This window comes from Flammeovirga sp. OC4 (assembly GCF_000812565.1).
Lineage (GTDB): Bacteria > Bacteroidota > Bacteroidia > Cytophagales > Flammeovirgaceae > Flammeovirga.
Map to the genome: position 1 here is coordinate 359,655 of NZ_JTAM01000001.1, position 24,999 is coordinate 384,653.

General features: G+C 34.1%; 24 protein-coding genes. 13 read left to right on the forward strand and 11 right to left on the reverse strand.

Going from position 1 to position 24,999, the window contains the following annotated elements; translation table 11 throughout:
* Positions 1-327 precede the first annotated feature (327 nt).
* The gene (locus PL77_RS01510; protein WP_044200921.1) at positions 328-1,023 is read right to left on the reverse strand and encodes an SDR family oxidoreductase; all 696 of its coding nucleotides are present in this window, start codon (positions 1,021-1,023) and stop codon (positions 328-330) included.
* 114 nt (positions 1,024-1,137) lie between these two features.
* On the opposite strand from PL77_RS01510, the gene PL77_RS01515 reads away from it, so the two are divergent.
* From PL77_RS01515 to PL77_RS01525, 3 genes are all read left to right on the forward strand, one after another.
* The gene (locus PL77_RS01515) at positions 1,138-1,575 is read left to right on the forward strand and encodes a hypothetical protein (protein WP_044200922.1); all 438 of its coding nucleotides are present in this window, start codon (positions 1,138-1,140) and stop codon (positions 1,573-1,575) included.
* A gap of 119 nt (positions 1,576-1,694) precedes the next feature.
* Complete coding sequence (locus tag PL77_RS01520; protein WP_044200925.1) at positions 1,695-2,006, forward strand: hypothetical protein; 312 nt, start codon at positions 1,695-1,697, stop codon at positions 2,004-2,006.
* Positions 2,007-2,054: 48 nt separating this feature from the next.
* Positions 2,055-4,022 carry a TonB-dependent siderophore receptor gene (locus PL77_RS01525; RefSeq protein WP_044200927.1) on the forward strand — a complete coding sequence of 656 codons (1,968 nt, stop codon included), beginning with the start codon at positions 2,055-2,057 and terminating at the stop codon, positions 4,020-4,022.
* 403 nt (positions 4,023-4,425) lie between these two features.
* On the opposite strand, the gene PL77_RS01530 is transcribed toward PL77_RS01525, so the two are convergent.
* Positions 4,426-5,340, reverse strand: coding sequence for a WD40 repeat domain-containing protein (locus PL77_RS01530; RefSeq protein WP_044200929.1), 915 nt, complete (start codon positions 5,338-5,340; stop codon positions 4,426-4,428).
* A gap of 544 nt (positions 5,341-5,884) precedes the next feature.
* Here PL77_RS01530 and PL77_RS30095 point away from each other — a divergent pair.
* Positions 5,885-6,520 carry a 4'-phosphopantetheinyl transferase superfamily protein gene (locus PL77_RS30095; RefSeq protein ID WP_052444083.1) on the forward strand — a complete coding sequence of 212 codons (636 nt, stop codon included), beginning with the start codon at positions 5,885-5,887 and terminating at the stop codon, positions 6,518-6,520.
* Here the strand turns inward: PL77_RS30095 and PL77_RS01540 are convergent.
* The 7 genes from PL77_RS01540 to PL77_RS01570 form a co-directional block, all read right to left on the reverse strand.
* Complete coding sequence (locus tag PL77_RS01540) at positions 6,511-7,545, reverse strand: phosphatase domain-containing protein (RefSeq protein ID WP_044200930.1); 1,035 nt, start codon at positions 7,543-7,545, stop codon at positions 6,511-6,513. The genes PL77_RS30095 and PL77_RS01540 overlap by 10 nt on opposite strands.
* Positions 7,546-7,726: 181 nt before the next feature.
* Positions 7,727-8,125 carry a hypothetical protein gene (locus PL77_RS01545; protein ID WP_044200932.1) on the reverse strand — a complete coding sequence of 133 codons (399 nt, stop codon included), beginning with the start codon at positions 8,123-8,125 and terminating at the stop codon, positions 7,727-7,729.
* Positions 8,112-8,669, reverse strand: a complete 558-nt coding sequence (locus PL77_RS30100; RefSeq protein WP_052444084.1) for an RNA polymerase sigma factor — start codon at positions 8,667-8,669, stop codon at positions 8,112-8,114. The genes PL77_RS01545 and PL77_RS30100 overlap by 14 nt, the downstream gene beginning before the upstream one ends.
* Positions 8,670-8,680: 11 nt before the next feature.
* Entirely contained in the window at positions 8,681-9,853 is a 1,173-nt protein-coding gene (locus tag PL77_RS01555) for a hypothetical protein (protein WP_044200934.1), read from the reverse strand.
* A gap of 112 nt (positions 9,854-9,965) precedes the next feature.
* Positions 9,966-11,129 (reverse strand): hypothetical protein, encoded by a 1,164-nt coding sequence (locus PL77_RS01560; RefSeq protein WP_044200936.1) that lies wholly within the window; start codon positions 11,127-11,129, stop codon positions 9,966-9,968.
* 105 nt (positions 11,130-11,234) lie between these two features.
* A complete protein-coding gene (locus PL77_RS01565; protein WP_044200938.1) occupies positions 11,235-11,978 on the reverse strand; it encodes an acyl-[acyl-carrier-protein] thioesterase in 744 nt (247 codons plus the stop codon).
* Positions 11,971-12,870, reverse strand: coding sequence for an aldose 1-epimerase family protein (locus PL77_RS01570; protein ID WP_044200940.1), 900 nt, complete (start codon positions 12,868-12,870; stop codon positions 11,971-11,973). The genes PL77_RS01565 and PL77_RS01570 overlap by 8 nt, the downstream gene beginning before the upstream one ends.
* 583 nt (positions 12,871-13,453) lie before the next feature.
* On the opposite strand from PL77_RS01570, the gene PL77_RS01575 reads away from it, so the two are divergent.
* Positions 13,454-13,840 carry a hypothetical protein gene (locus tag PL77_RS01575; protein ID WP_044200941.1) on the forward strand — a complete coding sequence of 129 codons (387 nt, stop codon included), beginning with the start codon at positions 13,454-13,456 and terminating at the stop codon, positions 13,838-13,840.
* 118 nt (positions 13,841-13,958) lie between these two features.
* On the opposite strand, the gene PL77_RS01580 is transcribed toward PL77_RS01575, so the two are convergent.
* Entirely contained in the window at positions 13,959-15,326 is a 1,368-nt protein-coding gene (locus PL77_RS01580) for a S41 family peptidase (protein WP_172665787.1), read from the reverse strand.
* A gap of 214 nt (positions 15,327-15,540) precedes the next feature.
* On the opposite strand from PL77_RS01580, the gene infC reads away from it, so the two are divergent.
* The 7 genes from infC to PL77_RS01615 all read left to right on the forward strand — a co-directional run bounded on the left by infC (position 15,541) and on the right by PL77_RS01615 (position 22,105).
* Entirely contained in the window at positions 15,541-16,059 is a 519-nt protein-coding gene (gene infC, locus PL77_RS01585; RefSeq protein ID WP_044200944.1) for a translation initiation factor IF-3, read from the forward strand.
* Positions 16,060-16,258: 199 nt separating this feature from the next.
* Positions 16,259-16,453 (forward strand): 50S ribosomal protein L35, encoded by a 195-nt coding sequence (rpmI, locus tag PL77_RS01590; RefSeq protein WP_044200946.1) that lies wholly within the window; start codon positions 16,259-16,261, stop codon positions 16,451-16,453.
* 66 nt (positions 16,454-16,519) lie between these two features.
* The gene (gene rplT, locus PL77_RS01595; protein ID WP_044200948.1) at positions 16,520-16,867 is read left to right on the forward strand and encodes a 50S ribosomal protein L20; all 348 of its coding nucleotides are present in this window, start codon (positions 16,520-16,522) and stop codon (positions 16,865-16,867) included.
* 213 nt (positions 16,868-17,080) lie between these two features.
* Positions 17,081-19,024: a ribosomal protection-like ABC-F family protein gene (gene abc-f / locus PL77_RS01600; RefSeq protein WP_044200949.1), complete on the forward strand. Its 1,944-nt coding sequence runs from the start codon at positions 17,081-17,083 to the stop codon at positions 19,022-19,024.
* Between the two features lie 7 nt (positions 19,025-19,031).
* Positions 19,032-19,958, forward strand: a complete 927-nt coding sequence (locus PL77_RS01605; protein ID WP_044200951.1) for an alpha/beta fold hydrolase — start codon at positions 19,032-19,034, stop codon at positions 19,956-19,958.
* A gap of 173 nt (positions 19,959-20,131) precedes the next feature.
* On the forward strand, positions 20,132-21,418 hold the full coding sequence (locus PL77_RS01610) for a hypothetical protein (RefSeq protein ID WP_052444085.1): 1,287 nt from the start codon (positions 20,132-20,134) through the stop codon (positions 21,416-21,418).
* Positions 21,419-21,508: 90 nt separating this feature from the next.
* Entirely contained in the window at positions 21,509-22,105 is a 597-nt protein-coding gene (locus PL77_RS01615) for a hypothetical protein (RefSeq protein ID WP_044200952.1), read from the forward strand.
* Between the two features lie 101 nt (positions 22,106-22,206).
* Here the strand turns inward: PL77_RS01615 and PL77_RS01620 are convergent, their stop codons facing one another.
* Positions 22,207-23,097, reverse strand: a complete 891-nt coding sequence (locus tag PL77_RS01620) for a 3-hydroxyacyl-CoA dehydrogenase family protein (protein WP_044200954.1) — start codon at positions 23,095-23,097, stop codon at positions 22,207-22,209.
* 277 nt (positions 23,098-23,374) lie between these two features.
* Here PL77_RS01620 and PL77_RS01625 point away from each other — a divergent pair, with 277 nt between their 5' ends.
* Complete coding sequence (locus PL77_RS01625) at positions 23,375-24,931, forward strand: hypothetical protein (protein WP_044200956.1); 1,557 nt, start codon at positions 23,375-23,377, stop codon at positions 24,929-24,931.
* Positions 24,932-24,999: the final 68 nt, after the last annotated feature.

Sequence of the window (24,999 nt, forward strand, 5' to 3'; positions counted from 1 at the left end):
GGAGTGCATTAAAATACAGTAATTGTCTTCGTGTAGATTGTAATTTTTTATCGAAATACAATATTTTTATTTCAATTCTCTTTTGACTTCTATTAATGCCATAGATCAAATACTATTTTTATCATTTTTGGTTGATTGTCTTTACGTTTATTCGCTAAAACTTTTTAGCAAAAAAAGAGATTACCCTTTTTTAGGATAATCTCCAAAGTTGTCTTATTGTAAGAATGAAGTCTACCTTTAGTATATTACACTATATACTTCCTATTGATAACTTTAAGGGTCAATGGAATCGCTAACATTAGTCTACAGAGTAATACGCTCTATTCATTAGATATCTCCCAATTGAGGTCTCACTACAAGGTCTTCTACTACCGCACTGTCAGAAAGTTTGTAAGCTGACATCACTAGATCTGCAATATCTTCTGATTTCATAAAGCGGTCTTCAGGAAGGTCTACCCCTGCCCAGCTATTCGTATAAGTAGCACCAGGCATTACAGAAGTTACTTTTACATTATGAGGCTTCATTTCTTCTCTCAAACACTTCGAAAACCCTAACATGGCATGTTTTGAGATAGAGTAAGAACCCCCATTGGCATAAGCCATAAAAGAAGCTACTGAGGCAATGTTGAAGATATATCCTTTCTTATTATCTATCATTGTTTTGATCAACCCTCTTGTGATATAATAAGTAGAGTACATATTGGTTTGCATCATCATTTCAAATGCCCCTTCATCTTCATCATGAATTGAGCCCGGTACAAATACACCTGCATTATTGACTAATACTTCTATATCTTCTGATTGTGCATTTACAAAGTCAACAAAAGCTTTACAGTCTTCTTTTTTGGAAACATCTGCAGAAAATGTTGCCACTTTAACATTGTATTCATTTTCTACTGCTTCCTTTAAAGCTGACAAGTCTTCTTTGTTTCTAGCACATACTACTATATTTTTTCCTTCTTGAGCAAATTTCTCAATGATTGCTCTACCAATACCTTTTGTCCCTCCGGTTACAACGATCATAATAATCTGATTTTAAATACTTTCTATTTGTATAAGTTCCAACTTTTAACATAACAAGTCAAAACATGTCATGTCAAGTGGTCTATATTTCTTAATTTTGATTATCGAAACTAAATGAAAAAACTTATTTTACCTAATACAATGAATCGCCTAATTTTATTTTCAATTTTTAGCCTACTATGTTCGGGTGCTTTTGCCCAAGAAACATCAATTGCAAACTCTGAATCGTACAAAAACTTCAGAACTAAAGCACAAACAAATATCATATCTCTTTTTGATGGGACCTCAGAAAAAGCAATGAGCCGTATTGGTGACCTTTCTGTACTCAGTTTGAACAAACAAGACCGAAAACAGGAGTCCAACATCAAAACTATCGTTTCGCAAATGCAAAACCTTCTCAATGCTGAGGGTGAACAAGACTTTAAAAATATCAAATTCCATGGTGCTCAAAAATCAATATGTGATGGCGTTGAAACCGTGGAACTTATCAAGAATAACAGCTTCAAAATAGAAAACTTTGTTGCCTCATATCTTAACAAATATTTCAAATAAATTGACTTTATACACCCTAGAAGGTGTTTCAAAGTCACTGTTAATATGTGTTATCAGTTGATTAAAATTATATAACTATAACACTTTTTTCTCCTTACTTTGTAATGTAATTCAAGATCATGGGAGAAGAAGTATTTTTTAGTAGATGGACCAGAAAAGGCTATGCCGTTTTTAACTCTTTGAAAAAAGAGATCAGAATTGGTATGCTTGATATTCAACTTCATTTTCACTTCCCTCAAATTATAAAAGAAAGTCATTGTATTAGTGCTTTAATTATGATGAATGAGGATGAAGAATGCCAGAAAGCTGCTTCAATCACTGCTCCTGATTTGAATTCAATATTAGTTTTCAATGAAGCTTTTGTGAACAAAACTCCCAATTTGGGACCTTTGACAAGAGTCTTCTATTATTTTAATACAACAAAGCACTGATTTTTAGATTTAATAATCTAAATATCAGTGCTTTTTCTATTTTTAAGCATGAAAAAACACTACTCAAAGTTAATTGCATTCTTACTTTTCTATTCAATTGGAACCTTAGTCTGGGCTCAAAAAAAAGTTGAAGAAGACAGCACTAAGATTTCATCTTACTATTTAGAAGAAGTATCCGTAAACTCAGGACGTGTACCTCAAGTTTACTCTGAACAAGCTAGAATTATCACTTATATCGGTTCAGAAGACATCCAAAAAATGCCAGCTCAAAGTTTTGATCAGGTTCTAAAATATATTGCTTCAGTCGATTTAAAATCGAGAGGACCAATGGATGTACAAGGTGATGTCATTATCCGTGGTGGTACCTTTGATCAATCATTGATTTTATTGAACGGTGTCAATATGAATAACCCTCAGACAGGTCACCTTAATCTATTTTTACCTGTCGATATGGAAGCTGTAAATGCTATTGAAGTTTTGGAAGGTCCTGCCTCTAGAGTATTTGGTGCCAACGCCTTTACTGGAGCCATCAACGTTCAGACAAAGCCTTTGGATAAAAATAATATCTACGCCCATGTAATGCATGGAGATTACAACCTTCAAAAGTATGTTGGTAAGGTCAACCTGGCCACTGATAAAACGAGACATTTAATTACTGCTTCCTACAACAAAAGTGATGGATATACTAAAAACACGGCATTCGATCATGTCAACGCCTATTATCATGGTAGCTATGATGTAAAAGGAGGTACTTTTGATTTAACAGCCGGTTTTACTGAGAAAGACTATGATGCAAATGGGTTTTACGGTAACTCTGACACACAACATGAAAGAACTCGATTGATGCATGGTTCATTAAGATATACCAATGAAGGAAAGATTAAAGTGACTCCTATGATCTACTGGAATAAGACCTTTGATCATTATGAATGGTGGAAAGATAATCCAGTGGCAGACAATCACCATCAAGTCGATGCCGCAGGCTTTAACATCAACACAATTATTCCTTCGGTGTTAGGTAAAACTTCAGTGGGATTTGATGTAAGATATGAAGGTATACTAAGTACAAGTTTAGGAACAGATATCACTCCTATTAAAGTACCTTATGAAGATGATATTTTCTATAAAAAAGGAGCTGAAAGATTCAACTACAGTCTTTTTGTAGAGCACAATGTATTCTTTAAAAAGTTTACCGCATCGGCTGGTATTATGTTGAACTACAACACTCAAGTTGCCACTTCTCCTTCAAACAATGGATTCAATGTCTTCCCAGGTATTGACGTTTCATACGAAATCAATAAATCATTGAGATTGTTCACTACGCTTAATACTTCAATGCGTCTTCCTACTTATACTGACTTGTACTATGCGGGCCGTAATAATATTGGAAACCCAGACCTTAAAGAAGAAAAGGCAATGACACTTGAAATAGGTGCTAAGTATGAAAAAAATGGTATCAATGCTAGTATTTCAGGCTTTAGAAGATGGGGTGAAGATATCATTGATTGGGTAAAAGTAGATACAACTGATGACGGTAAAGACATCTTCCAACCTCAAAACTACAACAGTTTAATAATGAGTGGTATTTCACTTAATGCCTCATTCGACTTTAGACGTATTCTTCATCCTGAAGCATTTTTGCATGCTGTACATTTTTCTGCGGCTTACCTTACTTCTGACAAAAGTGATGAGGATTTAGGTTCTCAATACGTATTGGATTATTTGAATCGTAAAGAAACTATTGGAGTAACACATTCATTATTTGTAAAAGGACTGACTGCTAACTGGCAATTTATTCATCAGGATAGAAATGGTGGATACAATGATTACGAGTTAGGCGAAGTCAAATATGAACCTTTCTACACAATGGATCTTAAAGTAAATTACTACAGAAATAAATTTAATTTTTATGTAGAAGCTTCCAACCTATTTGATGTAGAGTATCATGATATTGGTAATATCCCAATGCCAGGTAGATGGTTCAGAGGTGGTATTAAAATGGATTTGGATTTTTAGTATCAACCTTTTAAAGTATTAATGAAGAGTCACATCACTAAGTATTTAGGGTGTGACTTTTTTTATTTTAAAAATCACAAAAGATTACAATTTGTTGGATCGCTTCTTTTATCAGTTTAGACAACTTGACTTTTCTGAATAGATCGGGCCAATATCGATGTCAGAATTAGATGATGTGACTTAATAGCAATAAAAAAACGCCTCGGCAATACCAAGGCGTTTATTATTTTTCGCTCAAAATAATTAAAAGCTTTACTTTTAATTAAAAGTCTTTATGACAATATATGTCGTAACATATTTGTTTTTTGCTATTTCTATAATTTAGAATATTGTTACGTAAAAGTAGAGACTCTAGGCAAAGGAGTCAATACCCATAAAGAGGTATTTTTCACAAAAATTCACCTTATAATCCTTTAATTTTCCATGCTGAAGCCGAATGATCGTCTGAAACTGAAATTACAGTGTCTTCTCCGACCCAAGAAAGACGATTGACAGAAGTGCCATGACCTGCATGTCTCGCCTTATCTACAACTTTAAGTAATCTCCAATCTTCAGTTCTCCAGATTTTAACGGATTTATCTTTACTACAAGTTGCAAAGTATTTCCCGTCTTTTCTGAATACGACATCATTGATGGTATACATGTGTGCAACAATATCCTGTTGTGTTTCGACAAAGCCATCTAAATTCCACACCCTTAAATGTGCATCTCTACTCCCACTCACTAAAAATTGTTGGTCAGGTGTGACTGTAAGTGCAAATACACTATTGGAATGCCCTATCAATTCTCTTACCTCTGATAAGTTTTGCATAGTATACCCTTTAATGGTATGATCACTGCACCCTACCCAAACATTTTTCCTTTTCGTATCAACAGCTACAGAACGAATTGACTTTTCTGAGGCCTTCACTTTCTTTGTAATAGTCCAAGTGGGTAAATCAACAACATATAACCATCCATCACCAGTCCCCACAAACAACTCGTTTTCGAAACGTTCTATTCCAAATACAGCCTGATCTGTTAACTTCAATGATTTTAACTCTTTACCAGAAGAAATATCCAACAAGTGAATTCCATCACCGTTTTGGCCTACCACCAATAAATTTTCTTCCACTAAAGGACACATCGAATATACTGTATTGGGTACTTTGGCGATGAGTTTACCTTTATTAGGGTCATCCAAATGCCATTCTACCACAAATCCATCTGCACCAGCAGTATAAAATTTTCCTTTATCATCAAAGTGTACTACACTGTATAATCCATCTTTATGACCTCCAAATGTGGCCAATTTTTCTACTTCTAAAATCTGTCTCATCTTGAAATTTAATTGTAGTAAGTGCAATGTAAACTAAATTACTGTTAACTTTTAATCCATATTTCTACTAGATTTTATAGGGCCTACTTTCAAGCTTCCTTCTTCTTCATTTTTGTCTTGAAACAAAAACGAAGCAAAAAATTCAAGGCTTAGAAGTCAAAAGCTAAATTCCATTGCTCTCGCCTAAATGATTTTAAACTCGCTAAAGCTCAAACAAGAAAATCATTTTTAACGGCTCAATTCATGAAATTCTTCACGCTTTTCCCTTCAAGGCCGAGGGAAGAAGTACCAAACGAATTGGGTAGAGAGTCCACTAGCGCGAAGCTAATATTAAGCGTTAGCGTCATTCGTGTCCTACAGATCAGCAGAAATCTCCTGATTTCTAAATACCATTAATCTTCGAAAACTTAGTTTACATCGTAGTAAGTTCCATTACAAAATTAAACACACTCTATCGAAATGTACCTTCTTTTTGCTCTGCTACTTAACAAATATCTTACTTTTTTGTTTCATTTATTCAATTCGCTTCCTATATCTTTGCGAAATGGGTATCATAAAACATGAACATCTTACAAAAAATATCTCCTATTTAGTATGGGCAATTGAGGAAAGTGAAGAAGAACTTTTAGCTTTTCTTGAAAACACAAATTGTAATTTTGAACATATTAAAAACCAAAAAGTAAGGTTGGAAAGTATAGCTGCAAGGGTTGCTTTACAGCATTTACTGGAAGACAGTCCGGTAGATTTTAAAGGGATTAAAAAAGAGGAAAGTGGGAAACCCTCATTAATTAATGATGAATATGGAATTTCTCTTTCTCATTCCAAAGGATATGCCGCTGCTATTATTGACCGCTCGCAAAAAAACATTGGGATTGATATCGAGAACATTCAACCCAAAGTCCTTCGCTTGATTCCAAGGTTTGCGAATGAAGAAGAGCTTGCTTTTGCCCAAAATAAAGAAGAAGACCCTACCAATGCTACTCAGATCTGGACAATCAAGGAAGCTATTTACAAGGCTTTTGGAAAGTTAAACATTGAATTTAAAAGCCAAATTAAAACGGTTTTTCAAAATTCAACTCCAAAAACGGCAATGATCAAGGCACAAAAAGGTGACTTTGTCGAATATAAACTTCAACTCGAAGAATTAGAGTCCATCAAAATTGCCATTGCTTATTTATGAGAAAAGAAATTTTCTTCCTTTAGACTTTGGCGCTTATACCAACGTCTCTCTAATCGCATCGCTTCTTTAGGGTCATGAAAAATATGGAAAGGGATGTCCAATTCTAATAACTCTTTCTTGATTTTCAACATCTCAATATCCTTTTTCCCTGAAGAAACATCACGAATCATAATACCCGAAATATTATCAGGAAATTTTTCTGCTATAAATTTGTAGGTGTATGGATCCCTCTGTCCACTATCACCAATCAACAAAAATTTGCTTTTCGGAAACTTATCGATCAAATAAGAAATTCTATCTATTTTATGTTGAGATTTTTCTAAACCAATACCAATTTTCTTTCGATTAGAAATAAAGTCTTTCCAATTTTTATGGTACCTCAAGTAGATAGGACCTTTGGGGAATTCTCTCGTTGTTAAAAATAGTTTGATGATCCAAAATAGATTCATTTCACTATTCGAAACATAAAAAAATGATGCACCCTGGGCTTTCATTTCATTATAAAACTTACTCATAGCTTTCACTTCTTTTCTCTTGAAAGCATGTCTCACTATTGTTTGAGGAATACGTTTTAAAAATGATGTAGCATGAGTAATCAATACGGTATCATCAATATCTGATATGACCATATATTTTCTTGATTCTGAAATCCTTTTGATCCCACCTTTTGAAATGCTAGGTAATTTAATTTTTTGGGTTAAACCTTTATCTAAATAAAATTTTAATGATGTATTTAGCTCCTTGTCCGTATAGTTTTTTTCTAATGTAAATTCTGATCTAAAATACCCATTTTCATCTAAACTAATCTCAAAAACTTCAGTTTCAATTTTTGCATAAATATGTGCTTGTGTAATGGGATTTTGGCTATACAACTTCCACAAACGAGATACATGTCTTCTAAAACCTTCAGGCTTTTTAGAAAGATCAAGTAGTCCTGTTTTAAAAATAAGTAGCTGCCCTTCTATAGAAAGGGTATTTTTATGCTCAAAACCAATTAAAGGCAGTAAAACCGTTGATTTACTCAAAATGAGATGAGATTAAAATGAAAAATGCTAAATACACCTTGAATCTAATCTTTTTTTGGTAAATGTGCATTATTTCAACCCTTAAAACAGGATAAAATATAAAAGGAAAAGTTAAGAGTAAGATCTTCAGCCTACTCTTAACTCGCATTATTATATTCATGGCATTTATAAATGTCTTGCACTACAAATTCACCACAAGCCCCTTAGGATAATTCTCTTCAGAAAGGGGGATACTTTGTTTTGTAACTTCCTGTTTTATGGGAATCTCTTTTGAATTTTGAGTAATAAAAAACTGAACAGAAATACTTAATAACACACCTATCACAATTGCAGCAGCGGCTTTATAGATAGGAATAGATTGCTCCAAAAACAGCACTTTTTTCTCTGATTTAAGTTCCAATGGAGGTATAGCCATCGAAATACCATCATTTACATTTTTGAATTCATGTACCATTTGATAATTCTCTTGGTACTCCTGTTGTGTCATAACCTTGAGTACCTCCTGTTTCTCCTCTAAAGTCAGTTCCTCAAAGCTTTTATGAGAAAAAAGTTCAAATAATCTATCTTCAAAATTTCCCATTGTATTCCGTTTTAAATTCCTTCATTTTAGATCTCATATTTTTCATGGCATAGAATAGTCTTGATTTCACTGTACCTTCACTACAATCCATTGTTTCTGCAATTTCTTGAATGCTCAAATTGTCCAAGTATTTTAATACAAACGTTTCTCTATGCAACTCGCTCAATGTATTTAATACTACATTCATTCTTTGGAGTTGATCTGCTTCATTGTTGGTATCAAAAACATCTTCCTCTATAGAAGGTTCTGTATTCTCCTCATTAGTATAGCGATCCAACTTCCTTTGTTCATTCAACCAATTATTTTTGGCTATCACATAAAGCCATACTTTAAAACTCTTCTTTGTATTGAAAACGTAAGACTTATGCAAAACTTTCAAAAAGGTACTTTGAGCAATATCTTTACCCAGTTCCATATTGCCAGACAGCCAACCAAGATATTTAGCCAGCATTACAAAGTATTTGTGATATAAAACTTCGAATGCTTTGGTGTTATTTCTATCTAAAAATTGAGTCATTAACTCTTCATCTGTCAAGTGATTCATTGGCTAGAGGGTTATTTATACCAAGACTCAATTTCAGCTTGTCTACCACTTTTCACCGCAATCTGATGCATCAGATGAGCATATTTCTCTGATTTTTCACTCTGCTCAATTGTACTAAAATGTTTTTTCAACTTGTTCATTCCTGGGATATAGGTTGCATTAAGGTACTTCTGAATGATAGCATCATGTGGATGATACTGAAAGTTGGTATTCAAATAATCAAGATTATATCTATTTTCAAAATTATCAATAGCCAATGATAAATTATCCAATGCTTCTTCACTGTATTGAAAAACTACTCCTGTCAAATACATATTCTCTTTGATTCCCATTTTCTCAAAAAGTTGTATATCAGTGCCGCAACCAAAATAGATTTGATAATCACTTTTAGACTCTTCAATGATATGACCTATGATAGCATTCTTAAACTCTGCCATATCCGAAAATTCATCCAATTCTTTAGTATACTTTTTAATCCCTAAATGCTGACATACTTTATCTCTATAGTTTTTATGATAACCCAATAACCATTCGTTGATAATCATTGCATTTTCCCCTACATTTTTCACCAATTGTAATACATGTCTTGGCAATGTATCCATATCACCATGAGAAAAAACAATCGACTTCCCTCTCGTTGATACCAATACATTATGATTCCAAAGGTAGGCTTGGTTAGAATACACGTTATTTTCATAGATTTTCAAGGCCACTTCTTTTGCATCATCCCATTCTTGATCGATAATATACCTTGTCAAAAGCCCCTCATAGGTTTCTATTCGGTTAGGATTAATAACGTATGCTTTTTTGAGGTAATTAAAGGACTTCTCTTTATCATCTGTATTGACGCTTTCCATCAAAAAGTACTCATATTTCTGACCAATATAAGATTTTGATTTATTGATGATAGGCTGAAGTTTTTTGAAAGTTATTGCTCTATCGTTGTTCCATGATTGCTCATCGCTTCTTTGGTAAAATGCACGCATTGCTTTGTAATAATTGTACCAAGCAGCAGCATTTTGAGGGTCTGAAGATGTTTTCGCCTCCCAAAGTTTGGATTGTTGCTCATAATATTCTCTTGTCTTTGTTTCCTTTGCAATACCAAGTATTTCTTGAGCTTCCTGAGCAAACGAAAGTGAGGAGATCAAAATGAAAGTGAAGAGTGCTATAAAATTCTTTTTCATGTGTAAAAAATTAATGTTGATTTGTCTTAGTACACATGGGAAAATGAAAGGTTCAATTGTTATAGAAAAATTATAAAAAAAACTGTAAAGTCTCCCTTACAGTTTTAATTTGCTATTCTGTGACAACCAGCCAAGGAATATTAAAATACCCTTTCAGGTAATAAACATTGACTGTGTTTCCAGATTCCATCTGTTCGTAAAATTCTTCCGAAACAGTGACAGTTTCTGGTTCTATTTGATCTCCCCATGGAGTCAACTCAAATTTATACGTTGTTGTTTTACCTGTATGGACGGTCTTTTGTATTATTTCAGCTTTATAATTGATCGCTTCACTCTCATCAAAATAACAATTCGTTGTAACGATGGCTCCTCCAGTATACATCAAAAAGAACAGTACAAGACCAAATAAAGCTCCAATATGCTTATTCTCTTTTAAATTAAATTCATTAGAAACTGCTAAACTAACACCTAATAATAGTAATGCTATGACTACGAATGGCACCCAAAAATTACTATAATCATAGATATTAAAATCAAAATAGGCCCTCCCCATCAATGCTATTGATGGTCCTAAAATAGCATAATAAATAGTCGGATAAGCACTCCCTTTTTGTTCATTAATTCTGATTAAACCTTTAAAGAAAGGAAGAATTGCAAATGCTATTAATGGGGTCAAAATTGAGAAAATAATACACAACTCGTACGGTTCTGAAACAAATAAGGTGTACACCGCAACTCCACCACCAAAAATATTAATTCCAGTAGCTACCTTCTTAGCCAAGCCTAGTTGTTCTTCTCTTTCTTCAACATTTCTTCCGAAGTCATCACTTGATAGAATCTCCTGTGTTTCAATTTCTTTGTTCAGCTCATCCAAATCTTTAAAATTAGAATAAAGCCACTCAAATATTTCTTGTCGTTTTTCAAGAGATTTTCCGAAACGGATTTTCTTATACGTTTTATCTTTTGGCTCGATGTAAGTGTATTTGTCATCAGATCTAAATCCCAAAACTTCTGAAATGGGAATATCACGATTGGACAAAAAGGAACGTTTACCGATACTCGTATTCGTAATAATTAGTTTACTTTTAGCCGTATCAATAATTCCCACTGTCATTAAAATGATCATAGGTACTGAGACCACTCCCAAAAACAACATTGCATCTTCATCAGGATGTAATATTCCATACCCTAATACAAATAAAAAAACAATGTTCATTAAAGTGGCTGTAACATAGATAAAAATAGCCCACCCTTTTGCTATTCTATATTCTCTCATAGTAATAAATGCTTTAAGTTTAGTTTGCGATAAAAGAAGTTCAAAAATAGTAGAAATTAGTAAAAAAACATCCCATCAAAGACATAATCTGTGATGGGATATTCATTATTTCCAAACCGAATGAATAATACACGCCGGTTTATTTGCTTTCATTATTGCTGAAATCACCTTGATGTCTCCATCATCGGTCACTTCATGTACGATTTTTACTTTCTCACTCAAAACAACTTCAGCGATGTAATTAATTTCTACCGCTTTCAGTATTTTCTTTTGAGTGATATCAGTCGTCAGACTATCCAACATCCATTCGAAATAACGGATATTATTGACATGGTTCACCGGATCCAAATCACTGTAAGATGCTTCTCTTTCTGAGGAGAAATCAACTTTTTCCACTCCTTTCAATTTCTTTGGAGGGCCGGAAGTCGTTAGATCACCTCTAACATGCACACAATCCTCAAATTCATGAATGGTCGTCGGGCGTCTTTTTTTCAAGTCCAACCCAAACCAGTTTGAAGAACCTTGAATCATCAATTTCCCTTCTTTGTCAAGAATTTTAAAATTCCTTTGTGAGGAAAATTTTTGAATGTCAAAAACCCAAGTTTCTATATTCAGTTGATCAGTCCATTTGGGCCAATGAAAAACTTCATATTTATAAGTTCCCAGTACCCAAGCTTTACCGACTTTCATCATCTCCCTTAATCCAAATTGCTTAGCGTTGGAATGATTACCGGCAGCTTCTTGGAAAAGCTCTGAAATAGCTGTAGGCTTTAGGGTATAATTAGGGCCGATTTGGTACGATTTCACAACCTGTTCTTCGTACCAAATCCCCTCAATTTCTTTATTCATCTTTATCAATGATTTCTACAGAGAAGGTACAACTGAATGTCTCTTCTTTTGGAAGTTTTTGATTCGCATACTTCTCTTTGAAGTTATGATTTTCATCTCTTAAATCTGCAACCCCATACCATGGTTCAATACACACAAAGTTGGCTCTTTTACCTACTGGAGTCCAAATACCCAATAAAGGCCAATCTTTAAAGGCTACTCTTAACTTTCTTGAATCATCATGACGACAAACAATATCTAATGATTCCGATTTAAAGTGATCAAAAATGATGGCATCATCTTTAAAAGTATCAAATTTTAAGTCTAAAGATTGTGCACCATTCAATGCATCTTCCTGAATGGCACCACTTCTCAAGCCATTGTCCAATAATAAACGTTGGAATTTTTCTTTTTCTGAAAACTCGATCGTATAATCTTCAAAAGAAGTATTCTTAATAAAATCGGTATTAAAGCCAGGGTGTGCACCCACTGAAAAATAGATTTCTTCTGTATCTAAATTATCTACTTGGTAGGTGATGGAAAGCTTATTTCTTTTGATCTCATAGATAGTTCTGAATACAAACTTATAAGGAAACTTTGTCATGGTGTCATGATCAAAACGCAATTCAAAAATGCAGCTTAATTCATCTTGCGTGACCACTTTGTGCTCCATATCTCTTGCAAATCCATGTTGAGGAAGTTTGTATTTCACATCGTCCACCTCATAGAATCCATCTTCTACTTGCCCAACAATTGGGAATAAAACTGGTGCATGCCTTCCCCATACCTCTTTGTCTGCTTGCCATAGGTATTCATGCTGGTGTTGTTTATGATAAATGGAATGTAATTCCGCTCCGTTCTTTGATATTTGTACTTGTAGTATAGCATTTTCTAAAGTGACGATCTTGCTCATATGTATTTCTATTTTGATGGGTATTTTAATAAAAAAATTCAAGCATTTAGTTGCAATGCTGAAGCAAAATAATAAAAATTATAGGAAGAAAAAGTGATCATTACTGATTTTATAAATCTTAGTTTTTAGATACAATTTTTGATTATTCAGAATCAATATTTTAAAGAATTTCACTTCTTAATATTCATATTTTGTAAACTAAGTTTTCTTAAACTTTCAGTCAATCTTTCAACAAGTATTTATAGCATCTACTCTCAAACTTCCTTCTTCTTCATTTTTGACTTAACACAAAAACGAAGCAACGAAATCAGGGCTTTGAACGTAAAAGCTAAATTCCCTTGCATTCGCCTCAAGTAGGAATCAATTCGGATTCACAATTAATGGCAACAAAAGTAGATCCACTGACAATGACATCAATCTTGGAGTTTTTCTCAGAAAACAATTAAATAGAAAATTACTTTTTCAATCTTAACACTATAAAACCAGGTCTCAGACTTTTAAAACAATAAAAATTAATAAAGACAACTTCCCGAAATTTATTGCGTTGTATAGAATAAAATTATTAATCAAAACCTTCAGAAAGATGACCATTAGTTTGCTACAATACATTTCTGATGTGAAAAATGAAATACAATTTTGGGAAAATGAAATTAATTTCTACCTCAATGAGATCAAGTTATTGCACATTAGATTAGACAGTTTATTGGAAAGAGATATCAATGACTATCAAGAAAATAAACTAAGAAACTTTAAAACTTTAAATTCAAATCTTAATTCAAATGCTCTAGAAATCATTCAAGAAATAGAGGAGTTTGATAATTCATTAATCGGGAAAGACAACGATAAAGAAATGAATGAGGAAACATTTGAAAAGTACCATTATTTCAAAGAAAAGTTAGACAATCTTACCAACGATTACATGGAATTTAAGGATGAGCTATTAAGGTTTACAATATCAACTTTTGCCTAAAAGATCCTTAGGTTATTTATTATTTAAAGATACAATTTCATCTTACTATTATTTAAGGGGATGAAAAAAGGGCTTCTGAAATTACGTTATCAGAAGCCCTTCCTTTATATATTGAGTTCTATTTCTTAAACTCCATTATGGTATTGAATTGCTCTTCTTTAGGTTCTGCTATCTTAAATGCCTTATTCTTATATTCCAAACTAGTTGCATTCATTCTAGCACTACTAATAGGCTGTTGATCGTAAGCTCCATTCTGGATTTTATAAAGAGCTTGATGCAACATTGGTTCGTTGATGTCTCCCCAATCGTACATCATATTATCTTCCACTGCAAAATCTACTGGAATACCATCAAAATAATTCCCTTCTCCATTTGCATTCAAAATTCTTAAAGAAATAATAGAGTATATATAAGCATCATTTTGTTCATTGGTAAATGCATAACTACCTACTGGCTTACCATAAGTGTTTTGTCCTAGTAATTGCACATCCATATAAGGCTTTAAACTATTGATCACCAACTCTGAAGATGATGCCGTTCCTCCTTCTCCAAAAATAAAGATTCTGCTCAAGTTTAAGTTAGATTCCAATAGCTCCACTTCCTGACTCAAATTACTGTCTTCTTGAAGTGAATTATGCTGGTATTTAAAAAGCTCTTTTCCATTCGCTGAACTTGGAAGCACAAATCCTGCAATTTGCCCTGCAATATTTACTCTACCACCACCATTATATCTAAGATCGAGAATCAATTCAGAAACTCCAGCACTTTTAAATTCAGCAAATGCATTAGCTAAAGCTTCCTCAGCAGTTTCAATAAAAGACTTAAACACCAAGTGTCCTACTTTTTTGCCGTTTGGTAATTCGATGACTTCTGAAAGTAAAACAGGCTTCACAATAAGCTCTTCTTTAGCAATTGTAATAGTAGTATCTCTTTCCGAACTTACTTGCACTTTTTGCCCGTTGATGTATTTCGTTACCGAAGGGATTGTAATCTGAAAAGTGTTTTCCACGCCTTTCAAGTTTTCACCCAATAAATTGCTAATTTCCTCTGAAGTGATATCACCTACAGTTTGGCCATTGATTTTATTGATACGAGTGCCTCTTGTCAAACCTGCTTCAAAAGCATTCGAGCCTGGATAAGAAAAACGGATGAATAAATCATCTGAAGTAGCATAATACAGATATATACCATGTACTCCTTCATTTCCATCTGTCAGTTGACCTGAACTGTAATAGGCTTCATATTCTGCTCTATCTTGTATCAAGCTCCACTTATCTTGTGGGTTTCTCAAAGCCACAAGCATCTCATCTTGAGAGCTATAATTCTCAATATCGATTGTTGGAAGTTCATCATTCCATAAATACCACTCCTTCATTAAGCCCTCAAGAAAAGCCATATCCGAGATTGGGGTAGAGCCAACAGGATCAGATGTTTTCTCACACCCAAAGAGAGCAATAATAATTGATAGCAGGATTGTTTTTTTCATTAAATTGGTCAACATATTCTGTTAATGTTTGTGTGTTTATACAAAAAATAGATGTTTTCTAACTTTTCTATTAATTTTTATAACATAGAAGTAATAAAGTTGTTACCTTAGCATCGAGAAAAAATTATTCTCTTTTAATTGATAACGGTTATGGGTGTAAAGTTACACTAATTAACCTAATTTTTGATAAAATTTTAACATAATTACGACCTAGATGGCAAAAGACTCGCACAGAACAAACCACCAAATCAGAGTCAAAGAAGTACGATTAGTGGGTGACAATGTAGAAAATGGAGTATACTCAAGAGACGAGGCATTCCGTAAAGCAGAAAGCTTAGGATTAGACTTAGTAGAGATCTCTCCGAACGCGAAACCCCCAGTTTGTAAAATCATAGATTACTCGAAGTTCAAATACGAACAAAAGAAGCGTGAAAAAGAATTAAAAGCTAAAGCTTCCAAAACGGTCGTAAAAGAAATTCGTTTTGGTCCTAACACCGACAAACACGATTTAGACTTCAAAACAAAGCACGCCATCAAATTCCTTGGTGAAGGGAATAAGGTGAAGGCTTATGTTCACTTCCATGGCCGTACTATTATCTATAAAGATAGAGGAAAGCAACTATTGAAAGACTTTGCAGAGAACATCAAAGAACATGGTAAAGTAGAAGGCGGAATGCGTGTAGAAGGAAGAAGAATGATCATGTTCATCTCTCCAAATGTCCCTAAAAAGTAAATATAAGTTATTGAAGCATTGAACTTACAATAATTATTTATACATTTGCATGCTTGAATTTATTCAGGCATGCATTTTTTTATGATTTTTCATAGAAAATGCAACTGAGATACCGAGGCGATTGGCTGCCGTAGGTAATCAGGTAATTAAATAAATGTTTCACCTTTAGGGTTCAGGCTCTAAATAACTGAAAGGTAAAATGCCAAAGGTTAAAACAAAATCTGGAGCGAAAAAACGTTTCAAGTTGTCAGGTACTGGCAAAATCAGAAGAAAGCACGCTTACAAGTCTCACATCTTAACGAAAAAGACTACTAAGCAAAAGCGTAACCTAACTTTAATGGGTGAGGTAGACAAGGCTGATACAGTAAACGTGAAGAAAATGCTTTGGTTATAATACCAAGCAGTCACATTTATCAAATCAACCAAATTGTATTACAAAACTTATTAAAATTAGAAAAAAATGCCTAGATCGGTCAACCACGTCGCGTCTCGCGCTAGAAGAAAGAACATCTTAAAATTCTCAAAAGGATATTATGGTGCTCGTAAAAACGTTTGGACAGTAGCAAAAAATGCCGTTGAAAAAGGATGGAGCTACGCTTACGTTGGTCGTAAACAAAAGAAAAGAAACTTCCGTGCTCTATGGATCCAGCGTATCAACGCTGCGACTCGTATGTACGGTGATATGTCTTACTCTGTATTCATGGGTAAAGTGAACAAGTCAGGTGTTGAATTGAACCGTAAAGTTCTTGCAGACCTTGCTATGAACCACCCTGAAGCATTCAAAGCAGTAATCGAGAAAGTAAAATAATTTACTTCTTGTAAGACTAAAGAAGACCTATAGCCGTCAGTGTTATAGGTCTTTTTTTTATATTGTAATTAAGTTTTTGAGGTGAAGCTCTAAAGGGTTCACTTTCAATGAAAAGAATATTTTTTCAACAACCAAGATTATTAAACTTCAGAAATGTAAAATGTATACTATGCCTACTTTTCTGAATCTTTATAAAATTACCTCCAAAATAATATGTTATCGATAAGTAATGTTTCCTTCTATTTCGGAAGTCGTACAATGTATAAAAATGCTTCCTTGACTGTTTATCCTAAAAACAGAATAGGTATAGTTGGGCATAATGGTGCGGGTAAAACAACGCTACTGAAGCTTATTAATGGTGATTTTGCTCCTGATGAAGGTCAAATCTCAATGCCTAAGGAGTGTACAATTGGTTTCTTAAATCAAGATCTATTGTCTTATCAAACGGAAGAATCGATTCTTCACGTAGCCATGGAGGCATTTGGTCCTGTTCTGAAAATACAGGAGCAGATTGATGAAATTCTTCATGAAATGGAAACTGATTATAAAGAGGAATTAGTTGAAAAATTAGCGGGTCTCCAAGAGAAGTTTGAATCGATGGAGGGCTACACTATAAAATCTAAAGCGGAAACTATTCTTGCTGGTTTAGGTTTTAAGGGTGAGGAAATGGAACAACCTCTCTACAGTTTTTCTGGTGGATGGAGAATGAGAGTGATGTTGGGTAAATTACTTTTGATGAAACCTGATGTTCTAATGCTTGATGAGCCTACCAACCACCTTGACCTCCCTTCTATTCAGTGGATTGAAAACTATCTTTCTACGTATGAAGGTGCTGTATTGATCGTTTCCCATGATAGAGAATTCTTGGATAGAGCTATCAATCAAACAGTGGAAGTTTCTTCGGGTAGATTGACTTCTTACCCAGGTAACTATTCATACTATCTTGAAGCAAAGAAAGAAAGAGCTGAACTTCAGAAAAACGCTTACGAAAATCAGCAACAAAAAATAAAAGAGACAGAACGCTTTATTGAGCGATTCAGATCCAAAGCGACAAAAGCCAAACAGGTGCAATCCAGAGTGAAAATGCTGGATAAAATGGAGATGATTGAAGATGTCAGAGATGACAACCCGGAAATCAATATGGATTTCAAGTTCACACAGCAACCGGGTAAAGTCATCAGCGAAATCAAAGATTTTGATAAAGCGTACGGCAATAAAGTCATTTTTAAAGGTGCTGACTTGACACTGATGAGAGGTGATAAAATCGCTTTAATTGGTGCCAATGGTAAAGGTAAATCTACTTTATTACGTTTGATCAGTGGTCGTGAAGGGGCTGACAGAGGAGAAAGAAAAGGTGGTCATAATGTGATTACTGCTTTCTACGCTCAGCATCAATTGGAAGACTTGAATGTAGAAAATGAAATCCTTGATGAATTGAAACAAGCCGGTTCTGAAAAGACAGAACAAGAATTGAGAAGTGTTTTAGGCTGTTTCTTATTCGGAGGTGATGAAATTTTCAAAAAAATCAAAGTTCTTTCGGGTGGAGAGAAATCAAGAGTAGCATTAGCAAAAACGCTGATTTCTGAGGCTAACTTCTTAATGCTTGACGAACCTACCAACCACTTGGATATTCCTTCTGTAAATATCCTTATCCAAGCTTTACAACAATATTTGGGTACTTACTTAGTCGTATCCCATGATAGACACTTTATCTCTAGAGTTGCCAATAAGATCTGGTACATCGAAAATGGTAAACTGAAAGAATACCCTGGTACTTATGCTGAATGGGTAGACTGGAAGAAGAAAATGGAGGAAGAGAATGCTTTACTAGCTCAATTGGATGCAGAAGAGCAACCAAAAGAGAAGAAAAGCAAGAAGAAGAAAATGACCAATAATGAGCTGAAAGAGTGGCAGAAACGCTATAAGAAAGCTAAGCAGGAAATGGAAAAGGCAGAAGAAAAAGTGATGGAGCTTGAAGAAAAGAAAGAAGAAATAGAATCTTCTTTAGCAGATCCTGAAGTTTTCGGAAATCCTGATAAATTAGCAGAAGTGAATGCTACTTATGCTCAAGTGAAGGAGGATTTAGAAGAAGTAACAGAGACTTGGGAAGAGTGGATCATGGAAGTGGACGAATTAGAAGAAATCAAGCCAGACTAAATACCCAATGAATCCTTACGATGTAGGTTATTATGAGACCGAAGACGGTCATTCTATATATTATGAACAAATTGGGCATCCTATGGGGATGCCTGTTTTGTATTTGCACGGAGGTCCGGGTGCTGGGTTAGACACTGACTATCATTTACTTCTCCCCTCTTTACAAAATATTAGACTTATCGGAATAGATCAAAGAGGTGCAGGAAAAAGCAAACCCTTAGGAAGTCTTAAAAACAACAGTATTGAATTTTTAGTCAAAGACCTTGAACAAATCAGGCAACATCTGCACATTTCTTCTTGGTATATTTTTGGCGGTAGCTGGGGCTCAACTTTAGCGTTAGCTTACTCCTATTTTCATCCTCAGCAAGTTAGAGGACTGAATTTATGGGGAATTTTCTTTGGCAATCAACAAGAGATCAATTGGCTGTATAAAGACACCGCTCCTGTTATGTATTCAGACATCTTTTCGAAGTTGTTTGACACTTCTCCCACCCATACTCCTCAAGCATTATTTTCTGATTTTGAAAAAAAGCTAAAAGTACCTGAACTTGTCAAACAATATGCTACAAAATGGCTGTTATGGGAAGCATTTACCGCAGAGCACCCTGACCCTGTTTTTGAAGACTTCAATCAATGGCAAGCCTCCCCTCAAGCAATTGCCTGTGCAAAAATTGAGAATCATTATTTCCTCAATGTCCCTTTATTAATCAATGGACAAGAAGTAGAGCACTCCTTTGAAAAGGTAGATTTTGATTTTCCTATCTATATCACCCACGGCAGAAATGATCTCGTCACACCAGCTGCGTCAGCGCTGAAGCTCAAAAGCTTATTTCCTCACTCAGAAATTAATATCATCAAAAATAGTGGTCACTCTTTGGGACATGAAGATTTAAAAGAAAGTATTTTATATTTTGGTGAAAGGCTTTTGGGATAAAGATCGAATGAATTAAAAACTCTATTAATTATATATTTTGAAATACAGCAATACATTCCTCAGAATTAGAATAAGTGAATGATTATTTCTGTATTATTTTTTAATTAATTGGATGAAAAGCTTTAAATTTGTTTACTACTAGTCCAATTGATTGACCTTTAATAATTCAAAAAATGACCACTCAACAAACTGATCTTCAAAATATAAAAAATGACATTTTGGATAATAGCACCAAAAACATGAATAAAACGTCAGTAAGTGAGGAGCTAATCATTGAATCAGCACCAAAGGAAATAAAGGATAACGCACATATTCTTGATGATTATTTTGATGCTGGCTATGCCTACAGTATCACTCAAGTTTTATTGAAGCATATTAATAGTGGCTATTTTAGAGTCAAGTTTGTTGGTTTTGACACGATTCCAGAAAGAAATAACCCTGATCACCCATTAATATATGCCAGTAATCACTCTGGTATGGCCTTCCCATGGGACGCGATTAGCTTTGTTTCAGGATTATTTGAGAAGAATAATTTTGAGATGAAAAATAGTGTAAGAGCTATCACTGCTCCTGCATTATCAAGAAGTCAATTCATGAACCCTTTTTTAATTAAAAACTTCTGGAAAAAACTAGGAGCTATTGATGCTACTTGGCTCAATTACGAAACGGCCATGCATTACAATGGCTCCAATATATTGGTCTACCCTGAAGGAGTACCTGGTATTGGAAAAGGTTTTAATAATAAATATACTTTACAGCGTTTGGCTACCTCTACGCTGAGAATGAGTATTAAATATAAGACGGATATTATTCCATTTGCCACTGTCAATGGAGAGTTTATCAACCCTTTCAGCTATAGTGTTTCTCTACTGAATGATTTCGTGCAAAAGCTCGGTATTCCATTTCTGCCTATTGGGTTTATGACAACATTAATTCCTATTCAACCTTGGTTATTTTATTTTGCATTCCCTGCCAACCTTACGTTTGTGAGAGGTAAAAGAATTAAACCTTATGAAATGCTTGACAATAGGAATATTGAGGATATTTCTGAAGAGGAAATTTTACAACTAAGTGAAACTATACATGATCAAATGCAAGTTGAATTACAGAAGGCAGTTGATCTCTATGGACAAAAGCCCTATGATTTATGGGATCTCTTAGAAATTAGTTTTAAGAATATTGGCAGAACGTTTAAGTTCTTCCCTGCACTTTGGCCTATCCTCTTCAATAAACATAAAGACGACTTTGTTAAAACAAAAGAAAAGGCTGCCTTGAATAATGGAGGAATTTACCCTCAAAAAATAGAAGAGCAATTAGAAGTTGTCCAACCTGTTGTTGATCATGATAAAGACATAGAAATCACCGTAGAAACGGTAGTAGACACACTGTTAGACAACCCTGGAATTGTACTTTTCTACACTCCAATTGCAGGATTACTACATCTTTTTTCTTCGAAATAAAAAAACTTAAATAAGAATAAAACAGCATTTGGAATATGATTTCAAGTGCTGTTTTTGTTTATTTATGCTTAGAAATGAAATCACAATAGAATGAATAAAAAAACAGTTCAAATACTTTTAGGTGTTTTAGTAGTACTTTTAATAGGTGGTGGAGCCTACTTTTATTTTCAAAGCGATTCGCCTGAAATGACCTTTATTAAGATAAAAAGATCAATTGACAATAAGGACTTACAGACGTTTAATGAATGTGTTGACGTTGATCAAGTAGTCAATAGTGTAATCGATCAATACTTAGAATATATGACCACAAAAAATAACGGAGAATTGGATATAGCAACAGGGCTGATTGCCTTTATGCGTCCCTCTATTATTGAAATGGTAAAACAAGAAATTAGAAACAGTATTGAGCAAGGGAAGATTGAAATCCCCACTGAAATGAGTATCAGTGCTGAAGTGTTAGGTCTAATGGCCATTGCGAATGGAGATGGTGCCAATTTCAAAGGCACAAAAGATAGAAAGATCTCTGAAAATCAAGCTGAAATCACTTTTGTTCTTCAACTTGATGGAGCTACAGAAACAAATGATGTACTCGTAAAATTTAGAAAAACACCTACCGGATGGCAAATTTATGATGTACTAAATCTTGGACCACTTGCTGAGACCTATGTAAAGACGCAGCAGCAATAATGCTAAAAATCAAATAAAAAAAGTGGGGATTGATGATTGGTCATTAATCCCCACTTTTTTTATCTTAAGACTGATGTATTTGATAGGGTTTGAACACCTTTTTATTCAAAACGTGAACTAACCACCAATTCTTTATTATTACCTTTCACCCAATCATAAAATCCTTCTCCAGATTTCACACCTAAGATTCCAGCTTCTACCATATTCACTAATAAAGGAGATGGAGCATATTTATCATCACCTAACCCATCTTGTAAAACCTTCATGATGGATAAGCAAACATCCAATCCGATAAAATCGGCTAATTGAAGTGGACCCATAGGGTGAGCCATTCCCAATTTCATGATGGTATCAATTTCACTCACACCTGCTACTCCGTTTTGTAGCGAGATTATTGCCTCATTAATCATTGGCATTAAAATTCTATTTGCCACAAAACCTGCATAATCATTAGCAGGAACTGGTACCTTATGGATCTTTTTGGAAACCGCTATGACTTGATCTGTTACCTCTTTTGAAGTTAAATAGCCATTGATCACTTCTACCAATTTCATCATAGGTACAGGATTCATAAAGTGCATACCGATGACTTGTTCAGGTCTTTTTGTGACAGCTCCAATTTTTGTAATGGAAATTGAAGATGTATTGGAAGCTAAAATTGCAGAAGGCTTAGTGAAACGATCTAGATCTCTAAAAATTTGAAGCTTAATTTCAACATTTTCTGTAGCTGCTTCTACCACTAGGTCAGCATCAGCAACACCCTCTTCTAATGAAGTAAAGGTTGTGAGGTTATTCAACGTTTGTATTTTCACCTCTTCTGTGATCTTTTCCTTTTTGATTAAGCGATCTAGATTCTTTGAAATAGTGGCAATCGCCTTGTCTAGTGCCTGTTCGTTAATGTCAACAAGTGAAACATCATACCCATTTTGAGCAAAAACATGGGCTATTCCGTTACCCATCGTTCCCGAACCGATTACTGAAATCTTGTTCATCAATTATTATTGTGTTTATTTATGTGTGTTGTCGCGTAGGAGATCTTTACATTCCATAAAAGAACGATCAGACTTTACCTACTATTATTGGTAAAATAACATCTAATTAAATGAAAAAATATTCATTTATAAAATGCTCAACAAATAAAAAGAAAACAATAATAAATATCCAGTTCTTTCATAGAATAACATTATAAATTATTATATGATATTGCGTTTTCATATATTTACAATTAGATTTTTTTACTGTTCATAACTTCAATATACAATCATCTATATGCAAACATCCAAAAAGCTGTTACATGTTACGTTGTGTGTATTATTACCTCTACTTAGTTTTGCTTTCTCGCCCTTAAAAAAAGGAGACCCAACATGGATTAGAAGAGAATATAGAGAGGCTTATTTCCCGAAAGATAAATTCTTAGTTGGATTTCAAGTCGCTGAGAATACAACAGTAGAACTCAAGGAAGAAAACCTGAAAAACTTAAAGCAGTTAGCACAAAATGAGCTTGCAGAAAGTGTATCTGTTCGAATTGAAAGTGTGAGTAAACTAGACATTGGCTCCGCGAGTGGTGCGTCTTACGAAAATTTCAAACAAAACAGTACTTCCTTTTCAAATGTAAGTCTTTCAGGGGTCAAAGTGGAAACACATTATGATGAGAAAAAATTGATTCTGTATGTTTTTGCTTATGTCAATATCAAAGAATTACTTCAAAGCAACAGGACTAGAATATCGACTTACATCGAAAAAATCAAAAGTACCAAACAGCAAGCTGAGAATAATATCAGTGCAGGAAATTCAGCCTTAGCAAAAAAAGCTTTAAGGCGTGTTTTACCTACATTCCGTGAAATTGAAGAGCTGTATTCTGTTTCCATCACTTTAGGCGATAAAGTTGGATTAGATTATGAAGAGTTTTTATTGCTAGAAACAGAGGTTTCTCAACTTATGGCTCAATTGAACAATAGAGAAATTGCATCTGTAAACGAATTAGCCAATGAGATCTCATCAACGCTTTCAGACCAAATCAAAGTTTCTAATCAAGGTTTATTATTAGAAAACTTTACATTTGAAGACACTAAAATGGGTAGTAAATTTTCAAGAAAACTCAATCAACTTCTTGAACTATCTTTGAGTGCTGAAGGAATGTTTAAAGTAACAAACTCTGAAAGCCCCTCTAACAAATATGTGATTACTGGTACGATATGGGAAAATGAAGGCCAACTTTCAGTCATTTCAATTTTAAGAGATATTGCGACCAAAAGTATTATTGGTAGTTCTGAAAGTAAAATCAGTATTGAAGCCTTAAACAACCTCTCTTACAAGCCTCAAAACCTACAGCAGGCCATGATGGTACAACAGCAATTCTCGAGTGATGTGATTGAGAATAGTGGTTTATCATTAGAGGTCATCACCAATAAAGGAAACAACAGTCCCATTTTCGCTATGGGAGATATCATGTCATTATACGTAAAAGCAAACCGACCTTGTAAAGTAAGGTTTATTTATCACATGGCAGATGGAACAAAAGTATTACTATTGGATAACTATACCATTGGTCAACATCAAGTAAATCAAATGGTAAAAGTAAGCCAAGAATTTCAATGCTATCCTCCTTTTGGAATTGAAACACTTCAAGCTTTTGCAAAAACAGGTGGAAACTTTGAACCTCTAAATACTACAAACCAACAAGGTTACGTTTTTATTAATGATGATATTGAAACAATCAATGCAAAAAATAGAAAAGTAATTATTGAAAATAGTGAAATAGAGGGAGCCAATGAAGTGGCATTTGCGGAAAAAAGGGTATTAATCACTACCCTACCAGCGAATTAATTCAAATAAGGCTTATAGATGTCATTCTATTTTTAACATTATTAATAAATTTGCATGATTGCTATTTA

Bases quoted from the DNA above. Each gene is read 5' to 3' on its own strand.
- PL77_RS01510 (WP_044200921.1), bottom strand. From the start codon at position 1,023: ATGATCGTTGTAACCGGAGGGACAAAAGGTATTGGTAGAGCAATCATT.
- PL77_RS01520 (WP_044200925.1), top strand. From the start codon at position 1,695: ATGGGAGAAGAAGTATTTTTTAGTAGATGGACCAGAAAAGGCTATGCC.
- PL77_RS01615 (WP_044200952.1), top strand. From the start codon at position 21,509: ATGAATAAAAAAACAGTTCAAATACTTTTAGGTGTTTTAGTAGTACTT.
- PL77_RS01560 (WP_044200936.1), bottom strand. From the start codon at position 11,129: ATGAGAGAATATAGAATAGCAAAAGGGTGGGCTATTTTTATCTATGTT.
- PL77_RS01605 (WP_044200951.1), top strand. From the start codon at position 19,032: ATGAATCCTTACGATGTAGGTTATTATGAGACCGAAGACGGTCATTCT.
- PL77_RS01625 (WP_044200956.1), top strand. From the start codon at position 23,375: ATGCAAACATCCAAAAAGCTGTTACATGTTACGTTGTGTGTATTATTA.
- PL77_RS01575 (WP_044200941.1), top strand. From the start codon at position 13,454: ATGACCATTAGTTTGCTACAATACATTTCTGATGTGAAAAATGAAATA.
- PL77_RS01545 (WP_044200932.1), bottom strand. From the start codon at position 8,125: ATGGGAAATTTTGAAGATAGATTATTTGAACTTTTTTCTCATAAAAGC.
- PL77_RS01570 (WP_044200940.1), bottom strand. From the start codon at position 12,870: ATGAGCAAGATCGTCACTTTAGAAAATGCTATACTACAAGTACAAATA.
- PL77_RS01555 (WP_044200934.1), bottom strand. From the start codon at position 9,853: ATGAAAAAGAATTTTATAGCACTCTTCACTTTCATTTTGATCTCCTCA.
- PL77_RS01620 (WP_044200954.1), bottom strand. From the start codon at position 23,097: ATGAACAAGATTTCAGTAATCGGTTCGGGAACGATGGGTAACGGAATA.
- PL77_RS01525 (WP_044200927.1), top strand. From the start codon at position 2,055: ATGAAAAAACACTACTCAAAGTTAATTGCATTCTTACTTTTCTATTCA.
- PL77_RS01565 (WP_044200938.1), bottom strand. From the start codon at position 11,978: ATGAATAAAGAAATTGAGGGGATTTGGTACGAAGAACAGGTTGTGAAA.
- PL77_RS30100 (WP_052444084.1), bottom strand. From the start codon at position 8,669: ATGAATCACTTGACAGATGAAGAGTTAATGACTCAATTTTTAGATAGA.
- PL77_RS01530 (WP_044200929.1), bottom strand. From the start codon at position 5,340: ATGAGACAGATTTTAGAAGTAGAAAAATTGGCCACATTTGGAGGTCAT.
- rpmI (WP_044200946.1), top strand. From the start codon at position 16,259: ATGCCAAAGGTTAAAACAAAATCTGGAGCGAAAAAACGTTTCAAGTTG.
- rplT (WP_044200948.1), top strand. From the start codon at position 16,520: ATGCCTAGATCGGTCAACCACGTCGCGTCTCGCGCTAGAAGAAAGAAC.
- PL77_RS30095 (WP_052444083.1), top strand. From the start codon at position 5,885: ATGGGTATCATAAAACATGAACATCTTACAAAAAATATCTCCTATTTA.
- PL77_RS01610 (WP_052444085.1), top strand. From the start codon at position 20,132: ATGACCACTCAACAAACTGATCTTCAAAATATAAAAAATGACATTTTG.
- abc-f (WP_044200949.1), top strand. From the start codon at position 17,081: ATGTTATCGATAAGTAATGTTTCCTTCTATTTCGGAAGTCGTACAATG.
- PL77_RS01580 (WP_172665787.1), bottom strand. From the start codon at position 15,326: ATGAAAAAAACAATCCTGCTATCAATTATTATTGCTCTCTTTGGGTGT.
- PL77_RS01515 (WP_044200922.1), top strand. From the start codon at position 1,138: ATGAAAAAACTTATTTTACCTAATACAATGAATCGCCTAATTTTATTT.
- infC (WP_044200944.1), top strand. From the start codon at position 15,541: ATGGCAAAAGACTCGCACAGAACAAACCACCAAATCAGAGTCAAAGAA.